This window comes from Pseudomonas sp. SDO5271_S396 (assembly GCF_054071795.1).
Map to the genome: position 1 here is coordinate 37,744 of NZ_JBSVWB010000029.1, position 25,727 is coordinate 63,470.

The 25,727-nt window shown below is 61.2% G+C and carries 25 protein-coding genes; 11 read left to right on the forward strand and 14 right to left on the reverse strand.

Features of this window, described 5'->3' with window-relative positions; all coding sequences use genetic code 11:
• Nucleotides 1-204 precede the first annotated feature (204 nt).
• Nucleotides 205-2,988: a DNA polymerase I gene (gene polA, locus ACW9IN_RS19200; RefSeq protein WP_457367374.1), complete on the reverse strand. Its 2,784-nt coding sequence runs from the start codon at nt 2,986-2,988 to the stop codon at nt 205-207.
• A 74-nt stretch (nt 2,989-3,062) separates the two neighbouring features.
• On the opposite strand from polA, the gene ACW9IN_RS19205 reads away from it, so the two are divergent.
• Nucleotides 3,063-3,353, forward strand: a complete 291-nt coding sequence (locus ACW9IN_RS19205; RefSeq protein ID WP_457367375.1) for a DUF2782 domain-containing protein — start codon at nt 3,063-3,065, stop codon at nt 3,351-3,353.
• A 56-nt stretch (nt 3,354-3,409) separates the two neighbouring features.
• Nucleotides 3,410-4,363 carry a homoserine kinase gene (locus ACW9IN_RS19210; protein ID WP_457367376.1) on the forward strand — a complete coding sequence of 318 codons (954 nt, stop codon included), beginning with the start codon at nt 3,410-3,412 and terminating at the stop codon, nt 4,361-4,363.
• A 123-nt stretch (nt 4,364-4,486) separates the two neighbouring features.
• Here ACW9IN_RS19210 and ACW9IN_RS19215 read toward each other — a convergent pair whose 3' ends face one another.
• On the reverse strand, nt 4,487-5,416 hold the full coding sequence (locus ACW9IN_RS19215) for a zinc ABC transporter substrate-binding protein (RefSeq protein WP_457367377.1): 930 nt from the start codon (nt 5,414-5,416) through the stop codon (nt 4,487-4,489).
• A 58-nt stretch (nt 5,417-5,474) separates the two neighbouring features.
• On the opposite strand from ACW9IN_RS19215, the gene ACW9IN_RS19220 reads away from it, so the two are divergent.
• Genes ACW9IN_RS19220 through ACW9IN_RS19235 form a run of 4 tightly spaced genes read left to right on the forward strand, consistent with a single transcriptional unit; the run spans nt 5,475 to nt 8,274 of the window.
• Entirely contained in the window at nt 5,475-5,957 is a 483-nt protein-coding gene (locus ACW9IN_RS19220) for a Fur family transcriptional regulator (RefSeq protein ID WP_457367378.1), read from the forward strand.
• Nucleotides 5,957-6,736 carry a zinc ABC transporter ATP-binding protein ZnuC gene (gene znuC, locus ACW9IN_RS19225; RefSeq protein WP_457367379.1) on the forward strand — a complete coding sequence of 260 codons (780 nt, stop codon included), beginning with the start codon at nt 5,957-5,959 and terminating at the stop codon, nt 6,734-6,736. Before ACW9IN_RS19220 ends, znuC begins: the two co-directional genes overlap by 1 nt.
• Nucleotides 6,729-7,517 (forward strand): zinc ABC transporter permease subunit ZnuB, encoded by a 789-nt coding sequence (gene znuB, locus ACW9IN_RS19230; RefSeq protein WP_457367380.1) that lies wholly within the window; start codon nt 6,729-6,731, stop codon nt 7,515-7,517. The genes znuC and znuB overlap by 8 nt, the downstream gene beginning before the upstream one ends.
• 37 nt (nt 7,518-7,554) lie before the next feature.
• Nucleotides 7,555-8,274, forward strand: coding sequence for a PA5502 family lipoprotein (locus ACW9IN_RS19235; RefSeq protein WP_457367381.1), 720 nt, complete (start codon nt 7,555-7,557; stop codon nt 8,272-8,274).
• A gap of 99 nt (nt 8,275-8,373) precedes the next feature.
• Here ACW9IN_RS19235 and katE read toward each other — a convergent pair whose 3' ends face one another.
• On the reverse strand, nt 8,374-10,587 hold the full coding sequence (katE, locus tag ACW9IN_RS19240; RefSeq protein WP_457367382.1) for a catalase HPII: 2,214 nt from the start codon (nt 10,585-10,587) through the stop codon (nt 8,374-8,376).
• Nucleotides 10,588-10,780: 193 nt separating this feature from the next.
• On the opposite strand from katE, the gene ACW9IN_RS19245 reads away from it, so the two are divergent.
• From ACW9IN_RS19245 to ACW9IN_RS19255, 3 genes are read left to right on the forward strand one after another with little or no spacing between them, the layout of a single operon-like run.
• Nucleotides 10,781-11,788: a methionine ABC transporter ATP-binding protein gene (locus ACW9IN_RS19245; RefSeq protein WP_457367383.1), complete on the forward strand. Its 1,008-nt coding sequence runs from the start codon at nt 10,781-10,783 to the stop codon at nt 11,786-11,788.
• Nucleotides 11,788-12,462, forward strand: coding sequence for a methionine ABC transporter permease (locus ACW9IN_RS19250; RefSeq protein WP_236411345.1), 675 nt, complete (start codon nt 11,788-11,790; stop codon nt 12,460-12,462). Before ACW9IN_RS19245 ends, ACW9IN_RS19250 begins: the two co-directional genes overlap by 1 nt.
• Before the next feature lie 51 nt (nt 12,463-12,513).
• Nucleotides 12,514-13,287, forward strand: a complete 774-nt coding sequence (locus ACW9IN_RS19255; protein ID WP_457367384.1) for a MetQ/NlpA family ABC transporter substrate-binding protein — start codon at nt 12,514-12,516, stop codon at nt 13,285-13,287.
• A 143-nt stretch (nt 13,288-13,430) separates the two neighbouring features.
• Here ACW9IN_RS19255 and ACW9IN_RS19260 read toward each other — a convergent pair whose 3' ends face one another.
• From ACW9IN_RS19260 to ACW9IN_RS19280, 5 genes are read right to left on the reverse strand one after another with little or no spacing between them, the layout of a single operon-like run.
• Nucleotides 13,431-14,066 (reverse strand): SCO family protein, encoded by a 636-nt coding sequence (locus ACW9IN_RS19260; RefSeq protein WP_457367385.1) that lies wholly within the window; start codon nt 14,064-14,066, stop codon nt 13,431-13,433.
• Nucleotides 14,063-14,962, reverse strand: coding sequence for a heme o synthase (cyoE, locus tag ACW9IN_RS19265; protein WP_457367386.1), 900 nt, complete (start codon nt 14,960-14,962; stop codon nt 14,063-14,065). The genes ACW9IN_RS19260 and cyoE overlap by 4 nt, the downstream gene beginning before the upstream one ends.
• Nucleotides 14,950-16,029 carry a COX15/CtaA family protein gene (locus tag ACW9IN_RS19270; protein WP_457367387.1) on the reverse strand — a complete coding sequence of 360 codons (1,080 nt, stop codon included), beginning with the start codon at nt 16,027-16,029 and terminating at the stop codon, nt 14,950-14,952. Before ACW9IN_RS19270 ends, cyoE begins: the two co-directional genes overlap by 13 nt.
• Before the next feature lie 10 nt (nt 16,030-16,039).
• Nucleotides 16,040-16,633: a hypothetical protein gene (locus ACW9IN_RS19275; protein ID WP_457367388.1), complete on the reverse strand. Its 594-nt coding sequence runs from the start codon at nt 16,631-16,633 to the stop codon at nt 16,040-16,042.
• Nucleotides 16,599-17,366: an SURF1 family protein gene (locus ACW9IN_RS19280; RefSeq protein ID WP_457367389.1), complete on the reverse strand. Its 768-nt coding sequence runs from the start codon at nt 17,364-17,366 to the stop codon at nt 16,599-16,601. The genes ACW9IN_RS19275 and ACW9IN_RS19280 overlap by 35 nt, the downstream gene beginning before the upstream one ends.
• Before the next feature lie 44 nt (nt 17,367-17,410).
• Between ACW9IN_RS19280 and ACW9IN_RS19285 the strand changes: the two genes are divergently transcribed.
• On the forward strand, nt 17,411-17,614 hold the full coding sequence (locus tag ACW9IN_RS19285; RefSeq protein ID WP_457367390.1) for a twin transmembrane helix small protein: 204 nt from the start codon (nt 17,411-17,413) through the stop codon (nt 17,612-17,614).
• 6 nt (nt 17,615-17,620) lie between these two features.
• Here the strand turns inward: ACW9IN_RS19285 and ACW9IN_RS19290 are convergent, their stop codons facing one another.
• From ACW9IN_RS19290 to coxB, 4 genes are all read right to left on the reverse strand, one after another.
• Nucleotides 17,621-18,508 carry a cytochrome c oxidase subunit 3 gene (locus ACW9IN_RS19290; protein WP_457367391.1) on the reverse strand — a complete coding sequence of 296 codons (888 nt, stop codon included), beginning with the start codon at nt 18,506-18,508 and terminating at the stop codon, nt 17,621-17,623.
• A gap of 35 nt (nt 18,509-18,543) precedes the next feature.
• Nucleotides 18,544-19,095, reverse strand: a complete 552-nt coding sequence (locus ACW9IN_RS19295) for a cytochrome c oxidase assembly protein (protein WP_457367392.1) — start codon at nt 19,093-19,095, stop codon at nt 18,544-18,546.
• Nucleotides 19,096-19,239: 144 nt separating this feature from the next.
• Nucleotides 19,240-20,826, reverse strand: coding sequence for a cytochrome c oxidase subunit I (ctaD, locus tag ACW9IN_RS19300; protein ID WP_457367393.1), 1,587 nt, complete (start codon nt 20,824-20,826; stop codon nt 19,240-19,242).
• A gap of 58 nt (nt 20,827-20,884) precedes the next feature.
• Nucleotides 20,885-22,012, reverse strand: coding sequence for a cytochrome c oxidase subunit II (coxB, locus tag ACW9IN_RS19305; RefSeq protein WP_457367394.1), 1,128 nt, complete (start codon nt 22,010-22,012; stop codon nt 20,885-20,887).
• 368 nt (nt 22,013-22,380) lie between these two features.
• Here coxB and ACW9IN_RS19310 point away from each other — a divergent pair, with 368 nt between their 5' ends.
• Nucleotides 22,381-23,028: a hypothetical protein gene (locus ACW9IN_RS19310; protein WP_457367395.1), complete on the forward strand. Its 648-nt coding sequence runs from the start codon at nt 22,381-22,383 to the stop codon at nt 23,026-23,028.
• Between the two features lie 126 nt (nt 23,029-23,154).
• On the opposite strand, the gene ACW9IN_RS19315 is transcribed toward ACW9IN_RS19310, so the two are convergent.
• Together ACW9IN_RS19315 and ACW9IN_RS19320 are read right to left on the reverse strand one after the other, a co-directional pair.
• Complete coding sequence (locus tag ACW9IN_RS19315) at nt 23,155-24,696, reverse strand: SulP family inorganic anion transporter (RefSeq protein ID WP_457367396.1); 1,542 nt, start codon at nt 24,694-24,696, stop codon at nt 23,155-23,157.
• A gap of 85 nt (nt 24,697-24,781) precedes the next feature.
• Nucleotides 24,782-25,513, reverse strand: a complete 732-nt coding sequence (locus ACW9IN_RS19320) for a carbonic anhydrase (protein WP_457367397.1) — start codon at nt 25,511-25,513, stop codon at nt 24,782-24,784.
• Between the last annotated feature and the right edge of the window lie 214 nt (nt 25,514-25,727).

Here is a 25,727-nt window from a genome sequence, read left to right on the forward strand (position 1 = left end):
GACCGCTAGGGCGGGGTCCGGATATCTGCCAACACTTAACACAACATAGGAGCATTGAAGGGCTTCACCACCCATTCAGTAACTCTGAGTAGCAGTTCACGGGTTAAGTTCCGGGCACTTCAAAAAACTATTGGAAATAACTGACGGCAATATCTGATCTAAAGCACTCTGCCACCACCCAGCGTAGTGGCAGAACCCGCGAAATCAGTGCGCTTCATCCCAATTGTTGCCCACGCCCACTTCTACCAGCAGCGGTACATCCAACTGTGCCGCAGCACTCATGTGCTCACGAATCTTCTCACTGACCTCAGCCACCAGGTCTTCCCGCACCTCCAGCACCAGTTCGTCGTGCACTTGCAGGATCACCTTGGCGTCCAGGCCAGACTCGGTCAGCCAGTTATCCACCCGTACCATGGCCTTCTTGATGATGTCTGCCGCCGTGCCCTGCATCGGCGCGTTGATCGCCGTGCGCTCGGCAGCCGCACGCTCTTGAGGCTTGTTGGAGTTGATATCCGGCAAGTACAGGCGACGCCCGAAGAACGTCTCGACATAGCCCTGATCAGCAGCCTGGGCGCGGGTGCGCTCCATGTACTCGCGAACCCCGGGATAGCGTGCGAAGTAGACGTCGATATACGCCTTGGCCGTCTTGGTGTCGACGCCGATATCCTTGCCCAGCTTCTGGGCACCCATGCCGTAGATCAGGCCGAAGTTGATCGCCTTGGCACTGCGGCGCTGGTCAGATGTGACCTTGTCCAGCTCAACCTTGAACACTTCGGCCGCCGTGGCGGTGTGCACGTCCAGGTTGTCACGGAAAGCATTCATCAGCCCTTCGTCCTTGGACAGATGCGCCATGATCCGCAGTTCGATCTGCGAATAGTCCGCCGCCAGCAGCTTGTAGCCCTTGGGCGCGACGAACGCCTGGCGAATCCGCCGTCCTTCGGCAGTGCGCACCGGAATGTTCTGCAGGTTCGGATCACTGGACGACAAGCGTCCCGTCGCCGCCACTGCCTGATGATAAGAGGTGTGGATCCGCTGAGTACGCGGGTTGATTTGCTCCGGCAGCCGGTCGGTGTACGTGCTTTTGAGCTTGCTCATGCTGCGGTACTGCATCAGCACCTTGGGCAGCGGGTAGTCATCTTCGGCCAGCTTGGCCAGCACCTCTTCGGCGGTGGACGCCTGGCCCTTGCCGGTTTTCTTCAGCACCGGCATGCCGAGCTTCTCGTAGAGAATCGCCCCGAGTTGCTTGGGTGAGCCAAGATTGAACTCCTCTCCGGCGATCTCGAACGCCTGACGCTCCAGCTCGACCATCTTGTTACCCAGTTCGACGCTCTGGATACCCAGCAGCTCTTTGTCGACCAGCGCGCCCTGGCGCTCGATACGCGCCAGCACCGGCACCAGCGGTATCTCGATGTCGGTCAGCACGCTGGCCAGGCTCGGTATGGCTGAAAGCTGTGCAAACAGTTCCTGGTGCAAGCGCAGTGTCACGTCGGCATCTTCCGCCGCGTAAGGCCCGGCCTGCTCCAGCGGGATCTGATCGAACGTCAGCTGCTTGGCGCCTTTACCGGCGATGTCCTGGAAGGCGACGGTGTCATAGTCCAGGTACTTCTTGGCCAGGCTGTCCATGTCATGCCGGGTCGCAGTGGAGTTGAGCACGTAGGATTCGAGCATGGTGTCGAACGCGATGCCTTGTACGGAAATACCCTGCGCAGGGTCACCGCCGAGAGCGCAGTTGGCCAGGATGTTCATGTCGAACTTGGCATGCTGGCCCACCTTGAGCTTGGTCGGGTCTTCCAACAGGGGCTTCAGGGCCCGCAGCACGGTGTCGCGGTCCAGTTGTTCCGGCGCGCCGATGTAGGAATGGGTCAGCGGAATGTAGGCCGCTTCGTGGGGTTGCACGGCAAAGGAAACCCCCACCAGTTGAGCCTGCTGGGCGTCGATTCCCGTCGTCTCGGTATCGAAGGCAAACAATTTGGCGTCGTTGAGCTTCTTCAGCCACACATCGAACGTCGCTTGATCGAGGATCGTGGTGTAACTCGCCTCGACCGGCGCCACCGCGACCGCCTCAACCGGCGCCTCAGCCGCAGGAGCGGCGCTTGGCTCCACCCGCTTGGCATCGCGCAGGATCTCATCGCTCCAGCTCTTGAATTCCAGCAGGGTGTACAGCTCCAGCAGCTTTTCGCGGTCCGGCTCGATCAGGTGCAAGTCATCCAGACCTACGTCCAGCGCCACATCACACTTGATCGTTGCCAACTGGTAGGAAAGAAACGCACTCTCCCGATGCTCTTCCAGCTTGGCCGGCAGCGTCTTGGCACCGCGGATAGGCAGGTTCGGCACGATATCCAGTTGCTCATAAAGCTCTTTGATGCCGCCATTCACGCCTACCAGCAAGCCGGACGCGGTCTTCGGCCCAATGCCCGGTACACCCGGAATGTTGTCGGACGAATCGCCCATCAGCGCCAGATAGTCGATGATCTGCTCGGGAGCGACGCCAAATTTCTCCTTTACGCCCTCGATGTCCATCGAACTACCGGTCATGGTGTTGACCAAGGTAATGTGCCCGTCCACCAGTTGCGCCATGTCCTTGTCACCGGTGGAAATCACCACCGGTCGGCTGGCGGCCGCACTGCTGCGGGCCAGTGTGCCGATCACGTCATCGGCCTCGACGCCCTCGACGCACAACAGCGGGAAACCCAGGGCGATGACGCTCTGATGCAGCGGCTCGATCTGCAGGCGCATGTCGTCGGGCATGCTCGGGCGATTAGCCTTGTATTCGGCGTACATCTCATCGCGAAAGGTCCCACCCTTGGCGTCGAAAACAACGGCAAACGGGCTGTCCGGGTACTGCTTGCGCAGGCTTTTGAGCATGTTCAACACGCCCTTGACCGCGCCGGTGGGCAGGCCTTTTGAGGTGGTGAGCGGTGGCAGCGCATGGAAGGCGCGGTACAGATACGAAGAACCGTCCACCAGGACGAGGGGGGCTTGGCTCATGAGCAGGATCAACCTTTTCGGCGGGTCAGGCGCTAGAATAGCCGGACCAATGACGACAAAGGGACAAGGTTATCATGCGTACAGCGAATCGCTTGTTGTTGACCGGCTTGATTGCATTCTTGCCGCTGGCCGCCACGGCAGCCGACACTGCACCCTCGAGTGACCCGGATGTGACAATCCGCACCGAAGGCGACAAGGAAATCCGGGAATACCGCCAAAACGGCTTCCTGTACGCGATCAAGGTAACCCCGAAAGGCGCCCCGCCGTACTTCCTGGTACGTGCGGACGGAACCGATGCGAACTTCATCCGTTCCGACCAGCCGGATATGCTGATCCCGTCATGGAAGATCTTCGAATGGAAATGATTTCTTAACTTCAATTGGCGCCGCACACCGCGGCGCCCGTACTGGCAGTTTTAACCATGTCTGTGTTCACCCCCCTGGCTCGGCCCGAGCTGGAAACCTTTCTCGCCCCTTACGGCCTCGGCCGCCTGATCGACTTCCAGGGGATTGCCGCCGGTAGCGAAAACACCAACTTCTTCATCAGCCTGGAACAAGGCGAGTTCGTACTGACCCTGGTCGAGCGCGGTCCTGTCGGGGAAATGCCATTCTTCATCGAACTGCTCGACGTGCTGCACGATGCCGACCTGCCCGTGCCGTATGCCCTGCGCACCACCGAAGGCGTGGCCTTGCGCGAGCTGAAGGGCAAGCCGGCGCTGCTGCAACCGCGCCTGGCCGGCAAACACATCAAGGACGCCAACTCGCAACATTGCAGCCAAGTGGGTGAGCTGCTTGGCCACCTGCACCTGGCGACCCAAGGTGACAACGTGCTGGAGCGCAAGACCGATCGCGGGCTGGATTGGATGCTCAGTGAAGGCGCGCAGCTGATTTCGCACTTGAACGACGCCCAGCAGCGCCTGTTGCAGGACGCACTGACCGAGATCGAAGCCCACAAAGCCCAAATCCTCTCCCTGCCACGCGCCAACGTGCACGCCGACCTGTTCCGCGACAACGCCATGTTCGAAGGCACGCATCTGACAGGCCTGATCGACTTCTACAACGCCTGCTCCGGCCCGATGCTGTATGACGTTGCGATTGCCCTGAACGACTGGTGTTCGGACGCCGAAGGTGTGATCGACGGGCCACGCGCGCGCGCGTTGCTGGGCGCCTACGCCGCCCTGCGGCCCTTCACCGCCAAGGAAGCCGAGTTGTGGCCGACGATGCTGCGCGTGGCGTGTGTGCGCTTTTGGTTGTCACGCTTGATTGCAGCGGAATCCTTTGCCGGGCAAGACGTGTTGATCCATGACCCAGCGGAATTCGAGCATCGACTGGTGCAGCGCCAGCAGGTCACCCTGCAACTTCCGTTCGCGCTCTAGAACGCCACCCGGTCAATGTGGGAGCTGGCTTGCCTGCGAAAGCGGCGGGCCTGCAAAAGAGTAGCTGGCTGACCTGACGCTATTGCAGGCAAGCCAGCTCCCACATGGATCAACCGGTGTGGATCAGAGCGACTCCAGGCAACCCGCCAAATCATTCCCCAACTTCTCCAGCACCTGCTCATACCCCTGGGCGGTGGCTGGCGTGTAGCCGCCCAACGCATCCAGCTCAGCCAGCTTCACCGGCAGGCCAGTCACCAGCGTTTCAGCCAGGCGCGGGCGCAACGGCGGCTCGCTGAACACGCACGTCTTGCCCACCTCCTGCAAACGCGTACGCATCGCCGCTACATGCTGCGCGCCCGGTTGCACTTCGGCAGCAACACTGAACACACCGGCGTGCTCGAGCCCATAGGCGTCTTCGAAATAATCAAACGCCTCGTGGAACACGAAGTAGGGCTTGTCGCCAATCCCGGCCAAACGCGTTTTCAGCCGTGCATCCAGAGCGTCCAGACGGCCAGCGAACGCCTTCGCATTGCTCTGGTAACGCGCGGCGTTGGCCGGGTCGGCGGCACTCAGGTCGGCAGCCATGCGTGCAGCGATCACGCGCGCATTGACCGTCGACAGCCACAAATGCGCATCCAGGCTGCCTGGGCGGTGATCGTGATCATGTTCGTCGGCTTCATCGGCGTGTGAGTGGCTATCTTCGGCGAAACGACGCAGTTTCATCCCCGGCAAATCCTGTACTGCGACCGTTGGTGCTGTACGACCTTTCAACACGCGCGGCAGGAAGCTCTCCATATCTGGGCCAATCCAGTACAGCAGGTCCACCGATTGCACGCGCCGTACGTCGGATGGGCGCAAGGCATAGTTATGCGGCGAAGCGCCCGGCGGCAGCAGCACCTCTGGAACGGCTACGCCGTCCTGCACAGCGGCGGCGATCAACTGCAGCGGCTTGATGCTGGTCAGCACCTTGACCTCGGCCTGAGCGACGCCGGTCATGAACAAACTGGTGACAAATACGACAAAAACGGGAAAAAGTCGGGACACGATGACCACTCAATGGTGTAGGAACGGGTAACATAATAACGTCTCTATCAAATGTCTGTCGCCGCTCATGCCTAAAACACCGCTTGCCAGCCGCCCCCACGACCACTCTCACTGCGTCCACACCGCGCTGTCAGAGGCCGATACCCTGTGCACACAGAAGGGTCTGCGCCTGACCGCCCTGCGTCGTCGCGTGCTGGAACTGGTGTGGCAAAGCCACAAACCGCTGGGCGCCTACGACATTCTTGGCGTGCTCAGCGAACAGGACGGCCGGCGCGCCGCGCCACCGACCGTCTACCGCGCGCTGGATTTCCTGCTGGAAAACGGCTTGGTGCACCGCATCGCCTCGCTGAACGCCTTCGTCGGCTGCAGCCACCCGGAGCACGCGCATCAGGGCCAGTTCCTGATCTGCCGCGAGTGCCACGCCGCCATCGAGCTCGAACAAAAAAGCATCAGCGACGCCATCATCAAGAGTTCCACCGAGGTTGGCTTCCAGGTCGAGGGGCAAACGGTTGAAGTGGTCGGCCTCTGCTCAGGTTGCCAGGGGGCTTGATGAGCAATGCGTTAATCCGCCTGGAGCAGGTCGGGGTCACGTTTGCCGGGCAAAACGTGCTGGACAACATCGCGCTGAGCGTGGAGCCCGGGCAGATCGTCACCCTGATCGGCCCCAATGGCGCCGGCAAGACCACCCTGGTGCGCGCCGTACTCGGCCTGCTCAAGCCCGACAGCGGCAGCGTCTGGCGCAAGCCCAGGCTGCGCGTCGGCTACATGCCGCAAAAGCTCCACGTGGACCCGACGCTGCCGTTGTCGGTGTTGCGCTTCCTGCGCCTGGTGCCGGGTGTGGACCGTGCCCGGGCACAAGCGGCGCTCAAGGAAGTCGGTGCCGAACAGGTCATCGACAGCCCGGTGCAAAGCATCTCCGGCGGCGAAATGCAGCGCGTGCTGCTGGCCCGCGCCCTGTTGCGCGAACCGGAACTGCTGGTGCTGGATGAACCCGTGCAGGGCGTCGACGTGGCCGGCCAGGCCGAGCTGTACAGCCTGATCACCCGTCTGCGCGACCGCCATGGCTGTGGCGTGCTAATGGTTTCCCACGACCTGCACCTGGTCATGAGCACCACCGATCAGGTGGTGTGCCTCAACCGTCACGTGTGCTGCTCCGGCCACCCGGAACAGGTCAGCGGCGACCCGGCATTCGTCGAGCTGTTCGGCAAGAACGCGCCAAGCCTGGCGATCTACCACCACCATCACGACCACGCCCATGACCTGCATGGTGCCGTGGTTGACGATCCCGCCGCCCCTCACGCTCATGGAGATAGCTGCAAGCATGGCTGATTTTCTGCTCTACGCCCTGCTCGCAGGCTTGGCTTTGGCACTGGTGGCGGGCCCGCTGGGCTCGTTCGTGGTCTGGCGCCGCATGGCTTATTTTGGCGACACGTTGTCGCACGCCGCGCTCCTGGGCGTGGCCCTGGGCTTTTTGCTGGATGTGAGCCCAACTCTCGCCGTGACCGTGGGCTGCCTGCTGCTCGCGGTGTTGCTGGTCACCCTGCAACAGCGTCAGCCGCTGGCTTCCGATACGTTGTTGGGCATCCTGGCGCCGAGCACCTTGTCGCTGGGCCTGGTGGTACTCAGCTTCATGCACGAAGTGCGCATCGACCTGATGGCCTACCTGTTCGGCGACCTGTTGGCCATCAGCACCACGGACCTTGCGTGGATCCTCGGCGGCAGCGCAGCCGTGCTGGTGCTGCTGGTGTCGCTGTGGCGCCCGCTGCTGGCGATCACCGTGCATGAAGAGCTGGCCACCGTGGAAGGGCTGCCCGTGCCGACCCTGCGCATGGCCCTGATGTTGTTGATCGCCGTGGTGATCGCTGTCGCGATGAAGATTGTCGGCGTATTGTTGATCACATCGCTGCTGATCATTCCCGCAGCCGCCGCCCAGCGCCACGCCCGTTCACCGGAGCAAATGGCGATCGGCGCCAGCCTGCTGGGGATGCTTGCAGTCTGTGGGGGCCTGGCGTTGTCCTGGTTCAAGGACACGCCAGCCGGGCCATCGATCGTGGTCACGGCCGCCGCCCTGTTTCTGCTGAGTTTTGTCCTGCCCCGTCGAGGGGTGTAGACTTGCTCGCTTTTTGCGCAAATAGAGAGTCGCAGGAATGAAGCCGTTCACCTCCCGTTATCTGCTCCTTGCCGCATTTTCCCTGCTGCTGGGCGCCTGTCAAAGCACACCGCCCGCCGCCCCCGAGGTGCCGGACGCCCGTGCTGCGGCCATCGCACAGCTGGAGCAAAACCTCGCCAGCAGCGAGCTGGCCACCGCCGAAGACGAACTGGCCGCCTTGCAGGCCCAGTCGCCCAACGACCCGACCCTGGAACCCTACCAGCGCCAATTGGCCGAGGCCTACCTGCAGCGCAGCCAGATCGTGTTGCAAAAAGGTGATGTCAACGCCGCCGCCACGGCCTTGAGCCGAGCACGCGCACTGATGCCCAAGGCGCCCGCGCTGACCGGCGGCGTAAACAGCGCCATCACCCACGCCCGCAAAGCTGAGCTGGACAAGGCCGAAGCCGCCCTGAAAGCCGCCGAAGCCAAACCGGCCGCCAAAGTCATCGACCCAGCCGCGCAGAGCACCACCGTGGCGTTGAACATCAACGATATCGAAGAACTTCGCCACCAACTGGATGCGATTGCCACCGATGTGGTGAATTACCAGTGCGAAGTGAGCATCCAGGCGCCGCGCACCCAGGATTACCCCTGGTTGGCCACGTTGCTGACCAAGCGAGTCAAGCGCATTGACGCTGGGTATGACTTGAAGATTCACCGGCAGATCTTGAAGCATGTACCGGCGCAAGTTGTGCTGATTCCGCACAAATCGGAATGAAGCAAAAGCATCGCAGGCAAGCCAGCTCGCACCTTTGAACTGTGAATACATTCAGAGGTGGGCTTGCCTGCGATAACAGTCTGATAAATCATCAGATCCTTAAGCCGGAATCGCCTTGGCCTTCGCCTCCCGGTCCCAAACCCGATGCTGGGCGATGGCTGCAACGAATGCCTTCAACGCCTTGGCATCGCCACCCACGATCAACCCCGCATCCGCCTCCAACCGCAACACCGTCAACAACTGCTTTGCCTCACCGGCCAGGGCAATCGCCTTCAGATGCTTGTAGGCTTCCAGCAGATAATGCAGCGCGACGCCATCTTCGCCCAACGCCTTCACCGATGCAGCGCCTCCCGGCACGAACACCGCGTCGAACGCTACCGACGGCAAGCCCTCCATGGACGCATCCACCTTCAGACTCTTGCCATCCGCCGTCATGACCGGCGCCGAGGTCGGCCCGAGCAACTTGGCATGGGCACCCTCGGCCTCGAGCACTTTCTTCAAGGCTGCAATCGCCGCCCCATCCACGCCGTTGGCCGCCAGAATCGCGACTTTGCGCGTTTTGATGTCGCCCGACAGCAAATTGGCCTGACTCAGCGCCGGCGAGCGTGAAAGAGAAGTCTCGCGCGGCGCCACGGAGCCCTTCTTCGGCACCGGCAAGCCGAGGTTCTGCGCCACACGCTTGGCCAGCTCGAGGTCGATATTGGCGAGGATCTCATTGACCTGGCGCGCACGAATGAACTCACGTTCGACCTTGCCCAGCTCAAAGCTGTACGCCGCGATGATGTGCTCTTGCTCATGCTTGGTCATGCTGCGAAAGAACAGGCGGGCCTGGGAGAAATGATCGCCAAAGGATTCGCTGCGCTCACGCACTTTATGGGCGTCGATACGCTCGTGATACGACTCGAAACCGCCGTCCTGTGCGGCGGGCGGCGTTTCCTTGGGCCAACCGCCATCGATCGAATTCGGCTCGTAAGAGGCGCGCCCTTTATCGACGGTGATGCGATGCATGGCATCGCGCTGGCCGTTATGAAACGGCGCCACCGGCCGGTTGATCGGCAACTCATGGAAATTCGGGCCACCCAGTCGGCTGATCTGCGTATCGGTGTAGGAAAACAACCGACCTTGCAGCAGCGGATCATTGGAAAAATCGATGCCCGGTACGATATGGCCAGGGCAGAACGCAACCTGTTCGACCTCGGCAAAGTAGTTATCCGGGTTGCGGTTGAGCACCATCTTGCCCAACGGCGTGATCGGAACCAGCTCTTCGGGGATCAGTTTGGTCGGGTCCAGGATGTCGAAATCGAAAGCGTGCTCCTTGTCTTCGGGGATCACCTGGACGCCCAACTCCCATTCCGGGTAATCGCCACCCTCAATGGCTTCCCACAGGTCACGTCTGTGGTAGTCAGTATCTTTGCCTGCGAGCTTCTGCGCTTCGTCCCACACCAGAGAACAGGTGCCGACCGTTGGGCGCCAATGGAACTTGACGAAATTGGACTGCCCCTTGGCGTTGATGAAACGGAAGGTGTGCACGCCAAACCCCTGCATGCTGCGAAGGCTCTTGGGAATGGCCCGGTCGGACATGGCCCAGATCACCATATGCGCCGATTCCGGCTGCAATGACACAAAATCCCAGAAGGTATCGTGCGCCGAGCCGCCTGTGGGAATCTCGTTATGCGGCTCAGGTTTGACCGCATGCACGAAGTCGGGAAACTTGATGGCGTCCTGTATGAAAAATACCGGCATGTTGTTGCCCACGAGGTCGAAATTGCCTTCGTCGGTGAAGAACTTCACGGCAAAACCGCGCACGTCACGCACCGTATCGCCGGAGCCCCGCGGGCCCTGCACCGTGGAAAAGCGTACGAACACCGGCGTTTTGTGGCCGGGATCGCGCAGGAACCCGGCCTTGGTCAAGGCCGAATGGTTTTCATAAGACTGGAAGTAGCCATGGGCGCCGGTACCTCGGGCGTGGACGATGCGCTCCGGAATGCGCTCATGGTCAAAATGCGTGATTTTTTCGCGCATGATGAAGTCTTCCAGCAGCGAGGGCCCGCGCGCACCCACCTTCAAGCTGTTCTGGTTGTCGGCAATCTTCACGCCCTGGTTGGTGCGCAGGGCCTGGCCGGTGGCATCGGAACGAAAGGTTTCAAGGCTTTGCAGCTTGGCGTTGGTATTGCCACGGTCCAGCGTGTCAGTGCCAGCAAGCTCACTGTTCGGCGGGGTAACGGGCTTCTTGGTACTCATCAGGCATGACTCCTTATCCAAAGTGGCCAGAGCGGTCCCCGGCTCGTTTGAGCGAAAACCCAGGCACGGCACCTGGGAAAACGAGTTGCCTAACTAGTGACTGATGGGGTTTTGGGCCGTTCCTTTTTTATGACCTTTGATCGCGTTATTGCCAAATCGCTGGATGAATACGAAATAAATGCTAAGAAACGCTATACGGACAGGCTAAAATGCGCGCCCGGCTAACCGCTGATCCCTTTTCCATGCGCCCCACAAGGTTCGCTACGTGATCGAGTTTCATAACGTCCATAAAACCTACCGCGTCGCCGGTAAGGATATCCCCGCACTGCACGCCACCAGCCTGCGTGTCGAGAACGGCCAGGTGTTCGGCCTGATCGGCCATTCGGGTGCGGGCAAAAGTACCCTGTTGCGCCTGATCAACCGCCTGGAGCAACCCAGCGGCGGCCAGATCCTGGTCGACGGCGAAGAAGTCACCGCCCTGGAAGCCAACGGCCTGCGCCGTTTCCGTCAGCAGGTCGGGATGATCTTCCAACACTTCAACCTGCTGGCGTCCAAGACCGTCGCCGACAACGTGGCACTGCCGCTGACCCTGGCCGGCGAGCTGTCGCGCAAGGAAATCGACCTGCGCGTGGCTGAACTGCTGGCGCGCGTTGGCTTGTCGGACCACGCAAAAAAGTACCCGGCGCAACTGTCGGGCGGCCAGAAACAACGCGTCGGCATCGCCCGCGCCCTGGCGACCAAGCCAAAGATTCTGCTGTGCGACGAAGCCACCAGCGCCCTCGACCCGCAGACTACCGCCTCGGTCTTGCAACTGCTGGCCGAGATCAATCGCGAACTGAAGCTGACCATCGTGTTGATCACCCACGAAATGGACGTGATCCGCCGCGTCTGCGACCAGGTGGCAGTGATGGACGCCGGCGTGATCGTCGAGCAAGGCTCTGTTGCCGAAGTTTTCCTGCACCCCAAGCACCCGACCACCAAACGCTTCGTGCAAGAAGCCGAGCAGGTCGACGAGAGCGAGCAGCGTGATGACTTCGCCCACGTACCGGGCCGTATCGTGCGCCTGACGTTCCAGGGCGAAGCGACCTACGCGCCGCTGCTGGGCACCGTCGCCCGAGAAACGGGCGTGGACTACAGCATCCTCGCCGGTCGTATCGACCGCATAAAAGACATCCCCTACGGGCAACTGACCCTCGCCGTCACCGGCGGCGACATGGACGCCGCCTTCGCGCGCTTCACCGCCGCCGATGTCCACATGGAGGTGCTGCGCTGATGGAAACCCTGTTGAGTTTCTTCGCCAATATCGACTGGTCCGAAATCTGGCTGGCCACGGGCGACACCATGACCATGCTGTTCGGTTCGCTGTTTTTCACCGTGGTGCTGGGCCTGCCCCTGGGCGTGTTGCTGTTCCTGACCAGCCCACGCCAGTTGTTCGAACAGAAAGGCCTGTACGCCCTGCTGTCGCTGATCGTGAACATCCTGCGCTCGTTGCCGTTCATTATCCTGCTGATCGTGATGATCCCGTTCACCGTGCTCATCACCGGCACGTCCCTCGGCGTAGCCGGCGCGATCCCGCCGCTGGTCGTCGGCGCCACGCCGTTCTTTGCGCGGCTGGTGGAAACCGCTCTGCGCGAAGTGGACCGCGGCATCATCGAAGCCACCCAGTCCATGGGCGCCAGTACCCGCCAGATCATCACCAATGCCTTGCTGCCCGAGGCCCGTCCCGGCATTTTCGCGGCGATTACGGTGACGGCAATTACACTGGTTTCCTACACCGCCATGGCGGGTGTCGTAGGGGCCGGCGGCCTGGGCGATCTGGCGATCCGTTTCGGCTACCAGCGCTTCCAGACTGACGTGATGGTGGTCACCGTGGTGATGCTGCTGGTGCTGGTGCAAATTCTGCAAACCGTCGGCGACAAGCTGGTGGTGCATTTCTCTCGAAAATAACGGCCATTGCCGGCCACCCGCCGGCACATGCCCGAACAAGGAGCTTGTTGGATGAAAAAACTACTGGTTGCTTTCGCTGCCGTTGCCGCGTTTTCCGCCCATGCCGCCGAGACCCTGACCGTCGCGGCCTCGCCGGTACCGCACGCGGAAATCCTCGAATTCGTGAAACCTGCCCTCGCCAAAGAAGGCGTGGACCTGCAGGTCAAAGTCTTCACCGACTACGTACAGCCAAACGTACAAGTGGCCGAGAAGCGCCTGGACGCCAACTTCTTCCAGCACCAGCCGTACCTGGATGAGTTCAACAAGGCCAAGGGCACCCAGCTGGTCAGCGTTGGCGCCGTGCACCTGGAGCCCCTGGGCGCTTACTCCAGCAAGTACAAAAAGCTGGACGAACTGCCAAGCGGTGCCAACGTGGTGATCCCGAACGATGCCACCAACGGTGGCCGTGCGCTGTTGCTGCTGGCCAAGAACGGTGTGATCACCCTGAAGGACCCGAGCAACATCCTGTCGACCATCAAGGACATCACCGCCAACCCTAAAGGCCTGAAGTTCCGCGAACTGGAAGCCGCCACCCTGCCGCGCGTGCTGACCCAGGTCGACCTGGCGCTGATCAACACCAACTATGCCCTGGAAGCCAAGCTGGATCCTTCCAAGGACGCACTGGTCATCGAAGGCAGCGACTCGCCTTACGTGAACATTCTGGTGACCCGCGAAGACAACAAGGATTCGGACGCCGTGAAGAAGCTGGTAGCCGCCCTGCACACGCCTGAAGTGAAGAAATTCATCGAAGAGAAGTACAAAGGCGCGATCAAGCCAGCGTTCTGATCTCGACCGATCTTTGTAACACCGAAGATCAAAAAATGTGGGAGCGGGCTTGCTCGCGAATGCAGAGTGTCAGTCGATACATTCGTGACTGATACACCGCATTCGCGAGCAAGCCCGCTCCCACACTTGTTTTGCGTTGCCTGTTATTGACGCTTCAACAACACCGGCAACTGCGCCACCAACTTCTGGTTATTCAACGGCGCACGAATAAAGCCGCGCTGCGTCCCGTCCGGCCCGATCAACGCCAGGTTGCCGCTGTGGTCGACGGTGTAGTTCGGCTTGCTGGTGTCCGCCGGAATGAACGGAATGCTCACTGCATTCGACACCTTCTGCACCTCCTCCACATTCGCGCCGGCAAGGCCCTGGAATTGCGGGTCGAAATAGCCCAGGTATTGCTTGAGCTGGGTCGGCGTATCGCGGTGCGGGTCGACGCTGACCAGGATCACCTGCAACTTGTCTACAGCGTCCTTGGGCAGCTCGCTCTTGATCTGGCGCAGTTGGGCGAGGGTAGTGGGGCAGATATCCGGACAGAAGGTGTAGCCGAAGAACAGCAGGCTCCACTTACCCTTCAACTCGTTGACCTGCACCGGCTGGCCGTCCTGATTGGTCATCGTCACCGGCGGCAATTGGCGGCTTTGCGGCAGCAGGATGATGCCGGCGTCGATCAGCGCGGTGGGGTCGCCTTGCCCCTTGCCCGAGAGTACTTTGTTGACGGTCAGGCCCATGATCAGCGCGACGATGGCCACCAGGATGAAGACGGTTTTTTGAGTTCGAGTCATAGGTTCAACAGTAAGTAGTGGTCTACGAGCAGGGCAATGAACAGCAGCAGCAGGTACCAGATAGAGTACTTGAAGGTGTTGATCGCCGCGTGCGGCCGACCGCCACGGTACAACACCCAGGCCCATTGCAGAAAGCGTCCGCCCAATGCCAGCGCACAGGCCAGGTAGAGCAGGCCGCTCATGTGGATCACATAAGGCATCAGGCTCACCGCCAACAGGGCAAAGGTATAAAGCAGGATATGCACCTTGGTGTAATGCTCGCCGTGGGTAACCGGCAGCATGGGGATGTCGACCTTGGCGTATTCCTCCTTGCGATGAATGGCCAGCGCCCAGAAGTGCGGCGGCGTCCAGGCGAAGATGATCAGCACCAGCAACAGGGGCTCGGCACTGACATGTCCGGTGACCGCCACCCATCCCAACAAGGGCGGTGCGGCACCGGCCAGGCCGCCGATCACGATGTTCTGCGGGGTCGCGCGCTTGAGAAAGCCGGTGTAGATCACCGCGTACCCGAGCAGCGACGCTAATGTCAGCCATGCCGCTAGGGCGTTGGTGAACGCCAGCAGCAGCGCCAGCCCGGCCACCGCCAGCAACAAGGCGAACGCCAGCGCCGCCAACGGCGACACCCGCCCCTGGGCCAGCGGCCGCTTGTGGGTGCGCGCCATCACCGCATCGATCCGCCGGTCCACCACATGGTTCACCGCCGCTGCACCGCCCGCACACAGGGCAATACCGAGATTGCCGAACACCAGCACCGTCCACGGCACCCCGGCGCGCGTGGCGAGAAACATGCCCACCAAAGAGGTGATGAGCATCAGCACCACCACTTTCGGCTTGGTCAGCTCCAGGTAGTCACGCCAGATCGCCTGGTCGCGGCGCGCGCCGATCAAGGTCGCCATGGCATCTCTCCTTTGAGGGTGATGAGGCTCGAAACGTGTTTGCGCGGAATGAAGCGCCAACCGAACGGCTGTTGATGACGCACCCGGACCAGGCTGGTCCGTGCGTGATAGTTGACCAGCACCAGGGTCAACAGCAGCGCCGCGCCACCGGCGTTATGCCCGACCGCCACCGGCAGCGGCAGGTGGAAATACACGTTGCTCAAGCCCAGGCTGATTTGCGCCGCCAGGGCTATCAACAACAGGCCTGCCAGGCGCGTCATTCCCGTGAGGCGCAGTTGCCAGGCCAGGCCGAGCAACACCAGGCTGACGACGACCGCGCCGACGCGGTGGGTCAGGTGGATGGCGGTGCGCGCCTCACTGTCCAACTGTCCGCCCAGGTAGTTGGGGCCGATATGCTGGGTGAGGTGAAAGCCATTGGCAAAGTCCGCCGCCGGCCACCATTCGCCATGGCATGTTGGCAGGTCGATACAGGCCACCGCCGCATAGTTGGAGCTGACCCAGCCACCCAACGCAATCTGGCCAATCACCAGCACCAGGCCGGCCGTTGCCCAATACTGCAGGCGCTTGGGCACGATCAACGCGGGCAGCACGCCGGACAAGCGCAGGGTCAACAGAAACAGCAGGCTCAAGGTGGCAAAACCGCCCAATAAATGCCCGGTCACCACCTGCGGCCACAGCTTCAGCGTCACCGTCCACATGCCGAACGCAGCCTGGGCAAACACTACCGCCAGCACGAACAAGGGCAGCTTCACCGGTTGGCCCGGGTCACGTCGATGGCTCCAGGAACGCGCCGCCAGCAACACGATCAGCACTCCCAAGGTGCCGGCAAAATAGCGATGGGTCATTTCGGCCCAGCCCTTGTCGGCCTCCACCGGCGTATCCGGGAAATGCAGCTCGGCATGGGCCAATTGAGCTTCGGTCTTGGGCACACTGATAAAGCCATAGCAACCCGGCCAATCCGGGCAGCCAAGGCCCGCGTGAGTCAGGCGGGTATAGGCACCGAGCAGCACCACAATCAGTGCCAGCAAGGTGGCGAACAACGCGAGGCGAAATCCAGGTTTGGCCATGACGAAGCCCTTATCCGATATTCGACAGTTTCAGCAGATGGCGCAGATCGTTGAGCAGGTCCTTGCCCTTGACCTTGGCGTCGTAGCGCAGCACCAGGTTGCCGTGGGGGTCGACGATCCACAGTTGCGCGTCGCCCGGTGCGGCGGCGTCCCTGGTAAAGGTCGACAGGTCCAGCGGGTAGCGTTGCAGTTGCGGGTATTCGACTTTCAGCTTGGCCTCGTACTCCGCGCTTACCGGCTGGGCGCTGGCCAGTGCGTGGCTGGCGCGGGAGGCATCACGGCCCAGGCTGATCTGCAGTTGGCGTGCGAGGTACACCAACTGTTGGCAATCGGCAGCGCACGCAACAGGCGCGGTGACCAGCAGTTGCCAGCGCTGCTCATCGGCCTGCACGCCAATGTCGGCGCGGGACTGGCCGTTGCCGATCATCTCGCCGTGGTAGCTGCGACTGTCCGGCACCCAGAATTGCAGCTTGTACATGAAGGTGGCCAACGCCATCGGCCCGATCACCATCAGCAGGATAAGGATCAGCTGCCAGCGCCCCTTGCGCCGGTCGGGCGTCGCCGGTGCGTCAGACATGCTGGGTGGATTCATGGCTGCTCCCATGGTGCTTCTCCTTTTTTGTAGGGTGCCATCCGAGGTAGAGGTACAGCGCCAGCAAGGCCAACGCCATGGCGAACCATTGCACCGCGTAGGCCAGGTGTTTTTCCGGCCCCATGGCAACGATTGGCCAGGTGGTTTCATACGTGCCCGGGCCAGCCTCGGCACGCAGCTCGTAGGCAAAACCGCTGCGGCCCAGGTCGGCCCAAAGCGTGGCGGGGTGCAGCGCGGTCAGCAGACGCGGCCATTGCCCGCCAGCGGGGTCGGCATGCAATTGGAAAGTTTCACCCGGCGCGACGTACACCCAGGCGTCCAGGTTCAAGGCTTGTTCAGGCGTGCTGAACACCGGCGGCGTACGCCGGTCGGGCCAGGGCAGCCAGCCGCGATTGAGCAACAACCACAGGCCGCTGGCCTGGTCATGGAACGGCTGCAACAGCTCGACGCCAGCCTTGCCGTCGCGCATGCGGTTATCCAGAAACACGCTGTGTTCGGCATCCAGTTGACCGCGCAGATGCACGCGGCGAAAGGCCGGGTCCGTCATTTCACCGAGCTGCGCGCTGCTGATCGGCTCGGCCGCGCGGCGCTCGACGTAACTGTCCACCAGCAGCTGCTTTTCATGCCCGCGCGACAATTGCCAGAAACCCAGGCCCACCATCAACGGCAGCAGAACCATCACCACCAGGGTCGGCGCGATGCCTGGACGAAAACCTTTCATGGCGCTGGCTATACTTGTTTTCATTGCCCGCCCCCTCTCCCTCAATGCCCAACGCCAGGAACCCGACCATGCTCAAAGCCGCCATTGCCCTGATGCTGATCGCGACCGTCGCGAGCCTGTTCAGCGGCTTGTTCTTCCTGGTCAAGGACGGGGGCCAATCCAACCGCCTCGTCAATGCCCTGACCGTTCGCGTGGTGCTGGCCGTAATCACCCTGGCGCTGATCACCTGGGGCTTTTTCAGCGGCCAGCTGGTTTCTCACGCCCCCTGGTGAGGCGCTTCACAGCACATAAACGAAGAAGAACAGGCCGATCCACACCACATCCACAAAGTGCCAATACCAACTGGCCGCCTCGAAACCGAATTGATGCTCGGCATTGAAGTGCCCCTTGAGGATGCGCATCAGCATTACGAACAGAATGAGCGTGCCGATGGTCACGTGGGCGCCGTGGAACCCCGTGAGCATGAAGAACGTCGCGCCGTACACACCTGAACCCAGGGTCAGCCCCAGCTCTTTGTAGGCGTGGATATATTCCTCGGCCTGGAAGCCGAGAAACGCCAGGCCCAGCAGCACCGTGATCGCCAGCCAGAGTTTCAGCGCGCCGCGATGCCCTTTGCGCAGGGCGTGGTGGGCAATGGTGATGGTCACACTGGAACTCACCAGCAGGATGGTATTGACCAGCGGCAGCCCCCACGGGCTGATGGTGCCCTCCGGCGCCGGGTACATTTTCGGATCAGGGTTGTTCAGCAGCGGCCAGGCGAACTCGAAATTCGGCCACAGCATGTGCGCGATGCCTTTATGGCCTTCGCCTCCCAGCCACGGGCCGGACATATGCCGCACATAAAACAGCGCACCGAAGAACGCGATGAAAAACATCACTTCGGAAAAGATGAACCACGACATGCCCCAGCGGAACGAGCGGTCCATCTGCGGGCTGTACAGCCCGGCGCGACTTTCCTTGATCACCGCGCCGAACCAGCCAAACAGCATGTAGGCCACCAGCAGCCCGCCGACGAAAAAGATCCACGGTCCGTGGGACTCCGGACGCGCCGCCTTGAGGTCGTTGAACCACACGCCCAGGCCGTACACGGTGATCAACAGGCCAAACGTCGCAATTATTGGCCACTTGCTTTGCGCTGGTACGTAGTACGTATCATGAGACGACATGTATTCGCTCTCCTGATTGAGGGGGCAAACAGTAGCTAGCCGCCCGTATGGGCAGCCACCGGCGGCTGGCGCGCAGTGATGTCAAACAGCGTGTACGCCAGGGTCAGATGCTTCACATCCTTGGGCATGTCGCGGTCGACGATGAAGCGCACCGGCATCTCGATGCGCTGGCCTGGCTGCAACACTTGCTGGGTAAAGCAAAAGCACTCGGTCTTGTGGAAGTACATCGCCGCTTCAGCCGGGGAAATACTTGGCACAGCCTGGGCCGTCATCGGTTTGTCGGTGGGGTTGTAGGCCACGAAAAGCATCTCGGTGACCGCACCCGGGTTGACCACCACTTCGTCCGCCTTGGCATAAAAATCCCAGACCATGTCGATGGCATTGGTGGACAAGAACTGCACCCGTACCTGGCGCGAAGGGTCGACGATCTGCTCGCCCTCGTATTGCCCGGCGGTCTTGCCGTTGATGCCGAATGCCTTGCACATCACGTCGTAGATCGGCACCAGGGCAAAGCCGAACGCGAACATCGCCACTACCAGGATCAGCAGGCGAGTGACCAGGCGCTTGATCGGCACGGATTCAGCCATGGCGATCACCTTGTCTTTGACGTCCTGTGGGAGCTGGCTTGCCTGCGATAGCGGTGGAAGAGGCGCCATATTTACCGACTGTCAGGCCGTCATCGCAGGCAAGCCAGCTCCCACAGGGGACCGAGCTGGCCTGCGCCAAGGTGTTCATTTGACCTCCGGCGGCGTGGTGAAGGTGTGATACGGCGCAGGCGAGGGGATGCTCCACTCCAGGCCTTCGGCACCGTCCCACGGCTTGGCCGGCGCCGGCTTGCCGCCCTTGATGCACTTGATCACGATAAACAGGAAGAAAATCTGCGTAGCACCGAACATGAAGGCGCCGATGGACGAGACCATGTTGAAGTCGGCGAACTGCAGGTTGTAGTCCGGCACCCGGCGCGGCATGCCGGCCAACCCCACAAAGTGCATCGGGAAGAACGCCATGTTCATGCCCACGAAAGACAGCCAGAAATGCAGCTTGCCCAGGGTTTCGTCGTACATGTGGCCGGTCCATTTCGGCAGCCAGTAGTAGGCCGAAGCGAAGATGCCGAAGATCGCCCCAGGCACCAGTACGTAATGGAAATGCGCAACCACGAAGTAGGTGTCGTGGTACTGGAAGTCCGCCGGCGCAATCGCCAGCATCAGCCCGGAAAAACCACCGATGGTAAACAGGATCACAAAGGCCACCGCGAACAGCATCGGCGTCTCGAACGTCAGCGAGCCCTGCCACATGGTGCTGACCCAGTTGAACACCTTCACCCCGGTGGGCACGGCAATCAGCAAGGTGGCGTACATGAAGAACAGTTCGCCCACCAGCGGAATGCCCACCACGAACATGTGGTGCGCCCACACGATGAATGAAAGGAACGCGATACTCGCCGTGGCGTAGACCATGGAGGTGTAACCGAACAGCGGCTTGCGTGAGAAGGTCGGGATGATCGAGCTGACGGCACCGAAGGCCGGCAGGATCATGATGTACACCTCGGGGTGGCCGAAAAACCAGAACACGTGCTGGAACAGCACCGGGTCACCGCCACCGGCCGCGCTGAAGAAGCTGGTGCCGAAGTGGATATCCATCAACATCATGGTCACGCAGCCCGCCAGCACCGGCATTACCGCGATCAGCAGGAAGGCGGTGATCAGCCAGGTCCAGACGAACAGCGGCATTTTCATCAACGTCATGCCTGGCGCGCGCAGATTGAGGATGGTGGCGACCACGTTGATCGCGCCCATGATCGAGCTGATGCCCATCAGGTGGATGGCGAAGATGAAGAAGGTCACGCTTTCCGGCGCGTAGGTAGTGGACAGCGGCGCGTAGAAGGTCCAGCCGAAATTCGGCCCGCCGCCCGGCGTGAACAACGTGGACACCAACAGCAGGAACGCCGCCGGCAACAGCCAGAAGCTGAAGTTGTTCATGCGCGGCAGGGCCATGTCGGGCGCGCCGATCATCAGCGGGATCATCCAGTTGGCCAAGCCGACGAAGGCTGGCATCACCGCACCGAACACCATGATCAGGCCGTGCATGGTGGTCATCTGGTTGAAGAATGCCGGCTCGACGATTTGCAGGCCCGGCTGGAACAACTCGGCCCGGATCACCATGGCGAACGAGCCGCCGAGCAGGAACATCGCGAAGGCGAACCACAGGTACATGGTGCCGATGTCTTTGTGGTTGGTGGTCAGCACCCAGCGCATCAGCCCCTTGGCGGGGCCATGGGCATGGTCAGCGTGACCATGGTCATCGATCACAGCGCTCATGGCCGTTCTCCTGCAAGCGAGTGGGCGGGGCGGGTGGAGGTAAACGCCGTGGAATAGGTCATTTGCTTTCCGCCTGCTTGATGGCCAGCACGTCTTTCGGCGTGACCATGTCGCCTTTGTTATTGCCCCAGGCATTCCGCTCATAGGTCACTACGGCGGCAATGTCCACTTCCGAGAGCTGCTTGCCGAACGCCGCCATCGCGGTGCCAGGCTTGCCGTGGTAGACGAGGCTCAGGTGATCAGCCGCGGGGCCGGTGGCGATTTTCGAGCCCTTGAGTGCCGGGAACATCGGCGGCAGGCCCTGGCCTTCGGCCTGGTGACAGGCCACACAGGTGGTGTGATAGACCTTGTCGCCACGCGCCACCAGCTCTTCCAGGGTCCACTCTTTGGACGTCAGTTCCTTGAGCTTGGCCGCTTCTTCCTTACGCTCGCCAAGCCAGGTGTCGTAGTCGGCCTTGGACTTGACCTCGACCACAATCGGCATGAAACCGTGGTCCTTGCCACACAACTCGGCGCACTGGCCACGGTAGATGCCCGGCTTCTCGACGCGGGTCCAGGCCTCGTTGACGAAGCCGGGGATGGCGTCGCGCTTGACCGCAAAGGCCGGCACCCACCAGGAATGGATCACGTCTGCGGCCGTCACCAGGAAACGCACCTTGGCGCCCACCGGCAGCACCAGCGGCTGGTCGACTTCCAGCAGGTAGTGCTCCCCTTTGGTGGCCTGGTTGTGAATCTGTTCGGCGGGTGTGGCCAGGTTGCTGAAGAACTCCACGTCCTGGCCCAGGTATTTGTAATGCCACTTCCACTGATAGCCGGTGACCTGGATATCGATATCCGACTCACTGCTGTCGTAGATATTGATCAGTGTCCTGGTCGCCGGGATGGCCATCGCGATGAGGATGAGCAAGGGCACTACGGTCCAGAGGATTTCCACGGTGGTGCTCTCGTGGAACTTGGCCGCGACCTGGCCCGTGGACCGGCGGTGGATGATCATCGACCAGAACATCGCGCCAAACACGACAATGCCGATCACTACACAGATCCAGAAAATGGTCATGTGCAGGTCGAACACGGCGTGACTGACCTCGGTTGCCCCTGGCGCCATATTCGTGGTCCAGGCGGCGTGCGCCTGGCCGAATATCGACCACAACAGAAGGCCCATCCAAACGTGTGGATGTCGCGTCATTGCGGGTTCCCCTTATCGTTCTTGTTATCCCGCCGGTTTGCACCTGCGTCGAAGGGAGCGGCTTCCATACTGCTTTACAACCGCTTAGCCTCACCTGCTCATGCAGTCTGGCGTCATCAGCTAATTGCGTACAAATCCGAGTATAGACAGGGTCTGCAACCCCGCAATGTGTAGGGGAAAATGAGCGAAAATGATCGACGAAACCCAATAGATCCGGGAGCGGAATCGTTTTTCCGACGAACGATGGCAATTCGATATAACCGCCACGCATAACCGTGAAATAATTATGACAAATGCGTCTTAGGGGCTCGTACAAACGAGCTACCTTATGCTCTCCCTATTCCTACGCCTGCATCACTGGAGCTTTCATGAACACCGCCGCATTGCGCGAGCAGATTTCCCGTGCCCATCAACACGAAGCCAACACGGGCCAGCTTGCCCAGCAACTGGAAAACCAATTGCCGCACCTGCATTCGGCCATCTCCCTGGCTGACGGTGATCGCAACATTGTCATGACCCGCTTTGTCACGGCCTACATCGACCTGGTCCCCGACCTGCTCGATGCCGCCAACGACGTGGCCCGCGAGGCCGGCATCGAAAGCCAGATCAAACCGGTGCTGAAGATCGCCGAGCATTTCTTCCTGCAACCGCCGGCGATCCTGGCTGGCCATGAAGGCCTCGACGGCCTGCTGGACGAGGCCTACCTGGCTCATCGCCTGGTGGAGGAAGTCAACGATCTGTATATCAAGCACTTTGGCCAACCGTTGATCCCGGCGGACACCACCGTGGCCAACTTGATTGCCCACCAACTGATCGGTGAGGAATTCGCCAACAAGCTCGATGAAGCCGTGCATCTGGCGGTCGACGAAATGCTCAACGAAGACAGCTTTGCGCTGGAATCGGTCGAAGCCTACCGCGAAACCCTCAAGAGCCCGGACACGGAAGCCGCGTGGAAACGCTGGCCATGCCTGTCGCGCCAGCTGGGTGTTGAGCTGGCGCTGGATCAACCGGCTTAAATCTCAAAACCGATAAAGATCAAATGTGGGGGCGGGCTTGCTCGCGAAGGTGGAGGATCAGTCAATTTTCAGTGACTGACACTGTGCATTCGCGAGCAAGCCTGCTCCCACATTGTTATTGGGTGGTCAGACTGCCGCCGAACCTATCCCCGTCGTCGTCCGGACCCGGCCTTCCAGCCGGCGCTTCAACCCACGCGTCTCGATCACCAGCTTCGAGCCCTTGGCCGCATTTGCCCGGCCCCATTCCTCCAACAACTCAAGGCAGGAATGGTCGATGTAACTCAGGTTATTGAGCGGTACATGCACGGTTGTTCCTTCCGGCACCGTCGACAACACCTGGGTCAACGCCGGCACTTTCAGAAAGGTCGCGGCACCGGTCAGGCGCAGCTCCATCTCGCCGCTCTTCGGCAGGTCGATCAGGCTGACCTTCAACCGTGAGGCCTTGAAGGCCAGTTTGAGCAATGTCAGCCCGAAGCCCACCAGCACGCCAGTCAGCAGGTCGGTGAAGACAATCGCCAAGGCCGTGGCCGCATAGGTGAACATCGGCATCCGTCCATAGCGTCCCAGCGCCTTGAACGCTTTGATGTCCACCAGCTTGATACCGGTGTACACCAGCACGCCCGCCAGGCTCGCCACCGGGATGCTTTGCAGCACGCTCGACAGCAACAGCACGAACGCCAGCAGCCACAACCCGTGGAACATCGTCGAAAAACGCGTGGTGGCGCCGGCCTGGACGTTGGCCGAGCTGCGCACGATCACGCCGGTCATCGGCAGGGCGCCGACGAGACCGCACAGCATGTTGCCTACGCCCTGTGCAGACAATTCTTTGTCGAAGTCCGAACGTTGGCCGTTGTGCATGCGATCGACCGCGGCTGCGGACAGCAAGGTTTCGGCACTGGCGATAAACGCTACGGCGAATGCGGCGATCAACAGCTGTGGATCCGCCAGGTTCAGCAGGTCACTGGGGCGCAGCCAGTCGATGGCATCGGCCAGGTTCGCGGGGACTTCCACACGCTTGACCTGCAACGCCAGCATCAGGCTGACCAGTGTGGTCAGGCCCACGCCCAACAAGGCACCCGGCACGAAGCGCAGCTTCTGCGGGCGGAGCTTGTCCCAGGCGTACATGACCAGCATCGTCGACAACCCGAGCAAACCCGCCTGCCAGCCCAGACCGCCGCCCAGGGTCGGCATCGCATCGGCCAGCGCCGCCGGGAAGCCCGTCAGGTTATCCAGTCCCGACGGCTTGGGCGCGCCATCGAGCATCACGTGAACCTGGGACAGCACAATCAGCACGCCAATCCCTGCCAACATGCCGTACACCACGGCAGGCGCCGTGACGCGGAACCAGCAGCCCAGGCGCATGCGTCCGGCTACCAGTTGCAGGAACCCGGCCAGCAGCAGAATCGGCCCGAGCATCAGCATGCCGTGTTGACGCACCAGTTCGAATACCAACACCGCCAGGCCCGCCGCCGGGCCACTGACCTGCAGCGGCGAACCCGCCAGCCAGCCCACCACCAGGCCACCGATGATCCCGGTGATCAGGCCTTTGGCCGGCGGCATGCCGGAAGCGATCGCAATGCCCATGCACAAGGGCAAGGCGACCAGAAACACCACCACGGACGCGAGCAGCTCACGTGGCAATACAGCTTTCAATTGAGCAGCACGCATAATGACTCTCCCGAGGCATTCGCCGGGCGTGGCAACGCCTGGCTGCTCGAATGGCAGCCATCGCGTTACCCGGCAGGGAAGTGTTTTAGAAGCGCGCTTTAGGCGTCGCGGAAGGGATCGGCCCGTCGCCGGCCAGCGAACGGAACTTCGACTGGTCCGCATCGTAGGCGCGGATTTCGCTGGTCTCGATGTTGTAGATCCAGCCATGGATATACAAATGACCGCTGGCCATGCGCGAAGCCACGGAAGGGTGGGTGCGCAAATGTTGCAGCTGGGCGATGACGTTTTCTTCGGTCAGCACCTGCATGCTCTCGCCTTCGTTGGCACAGTCGCAGTTGTCGTGGACCATGGTCTTGGCGACCTCGGCATGCCGCAGCCAGGCCTTGACCGTCGGCATCTTCTCGAGGCTCTGGGGGTTGAGTACTGCGCGCATGGCGCCGCAATCGGAGTGACCGCACACGATGATGTGCTGCACGCCCAAGGCCAGTACCGCGTACTCGATCGCCGTGGACACACCACCGTTCATCTGCCCGTAGGGCGGAACCACGTTGCCGACGTTGCGGGTCACGAACAGGTCGCCGGGCGAACTCTGGGTGATCAGCTCGGGCACGATGCGCGAATCGGCACAGGTGATGAACATTGCCCGCGGGCTCTGGGCCGTGGCGAGTTTCTTGAAGAGTTCTTCCTGTTGGGGGAAGACGTCGTGATGGAAATGCAAAAAGCCGTCAACGATATGCTTCAGCGCTGCATCGGCAGTTTCTGCCACTTGGGGGGCTGAGGCCGACGCAGCCGAAGGCTGTTTATCCTTGTCACTCATGATTCGTTCTCTTGATTAATACAGGGTAGTTTTCAGGTCAGCTCGACACCGGCCAAAGGGTCAGTTGTAAAACTGTACAGGCCAGACCGCCGACTTATCAGTCATTCGCTGAAGAAGGTAACCCTGGAAACTTAACTCAAACTGAATTAACCGCTCTAGACCGCGAGTTTCAGCGATATCAAAACGCAATCATCTCAATGAAAACACTGCGTTT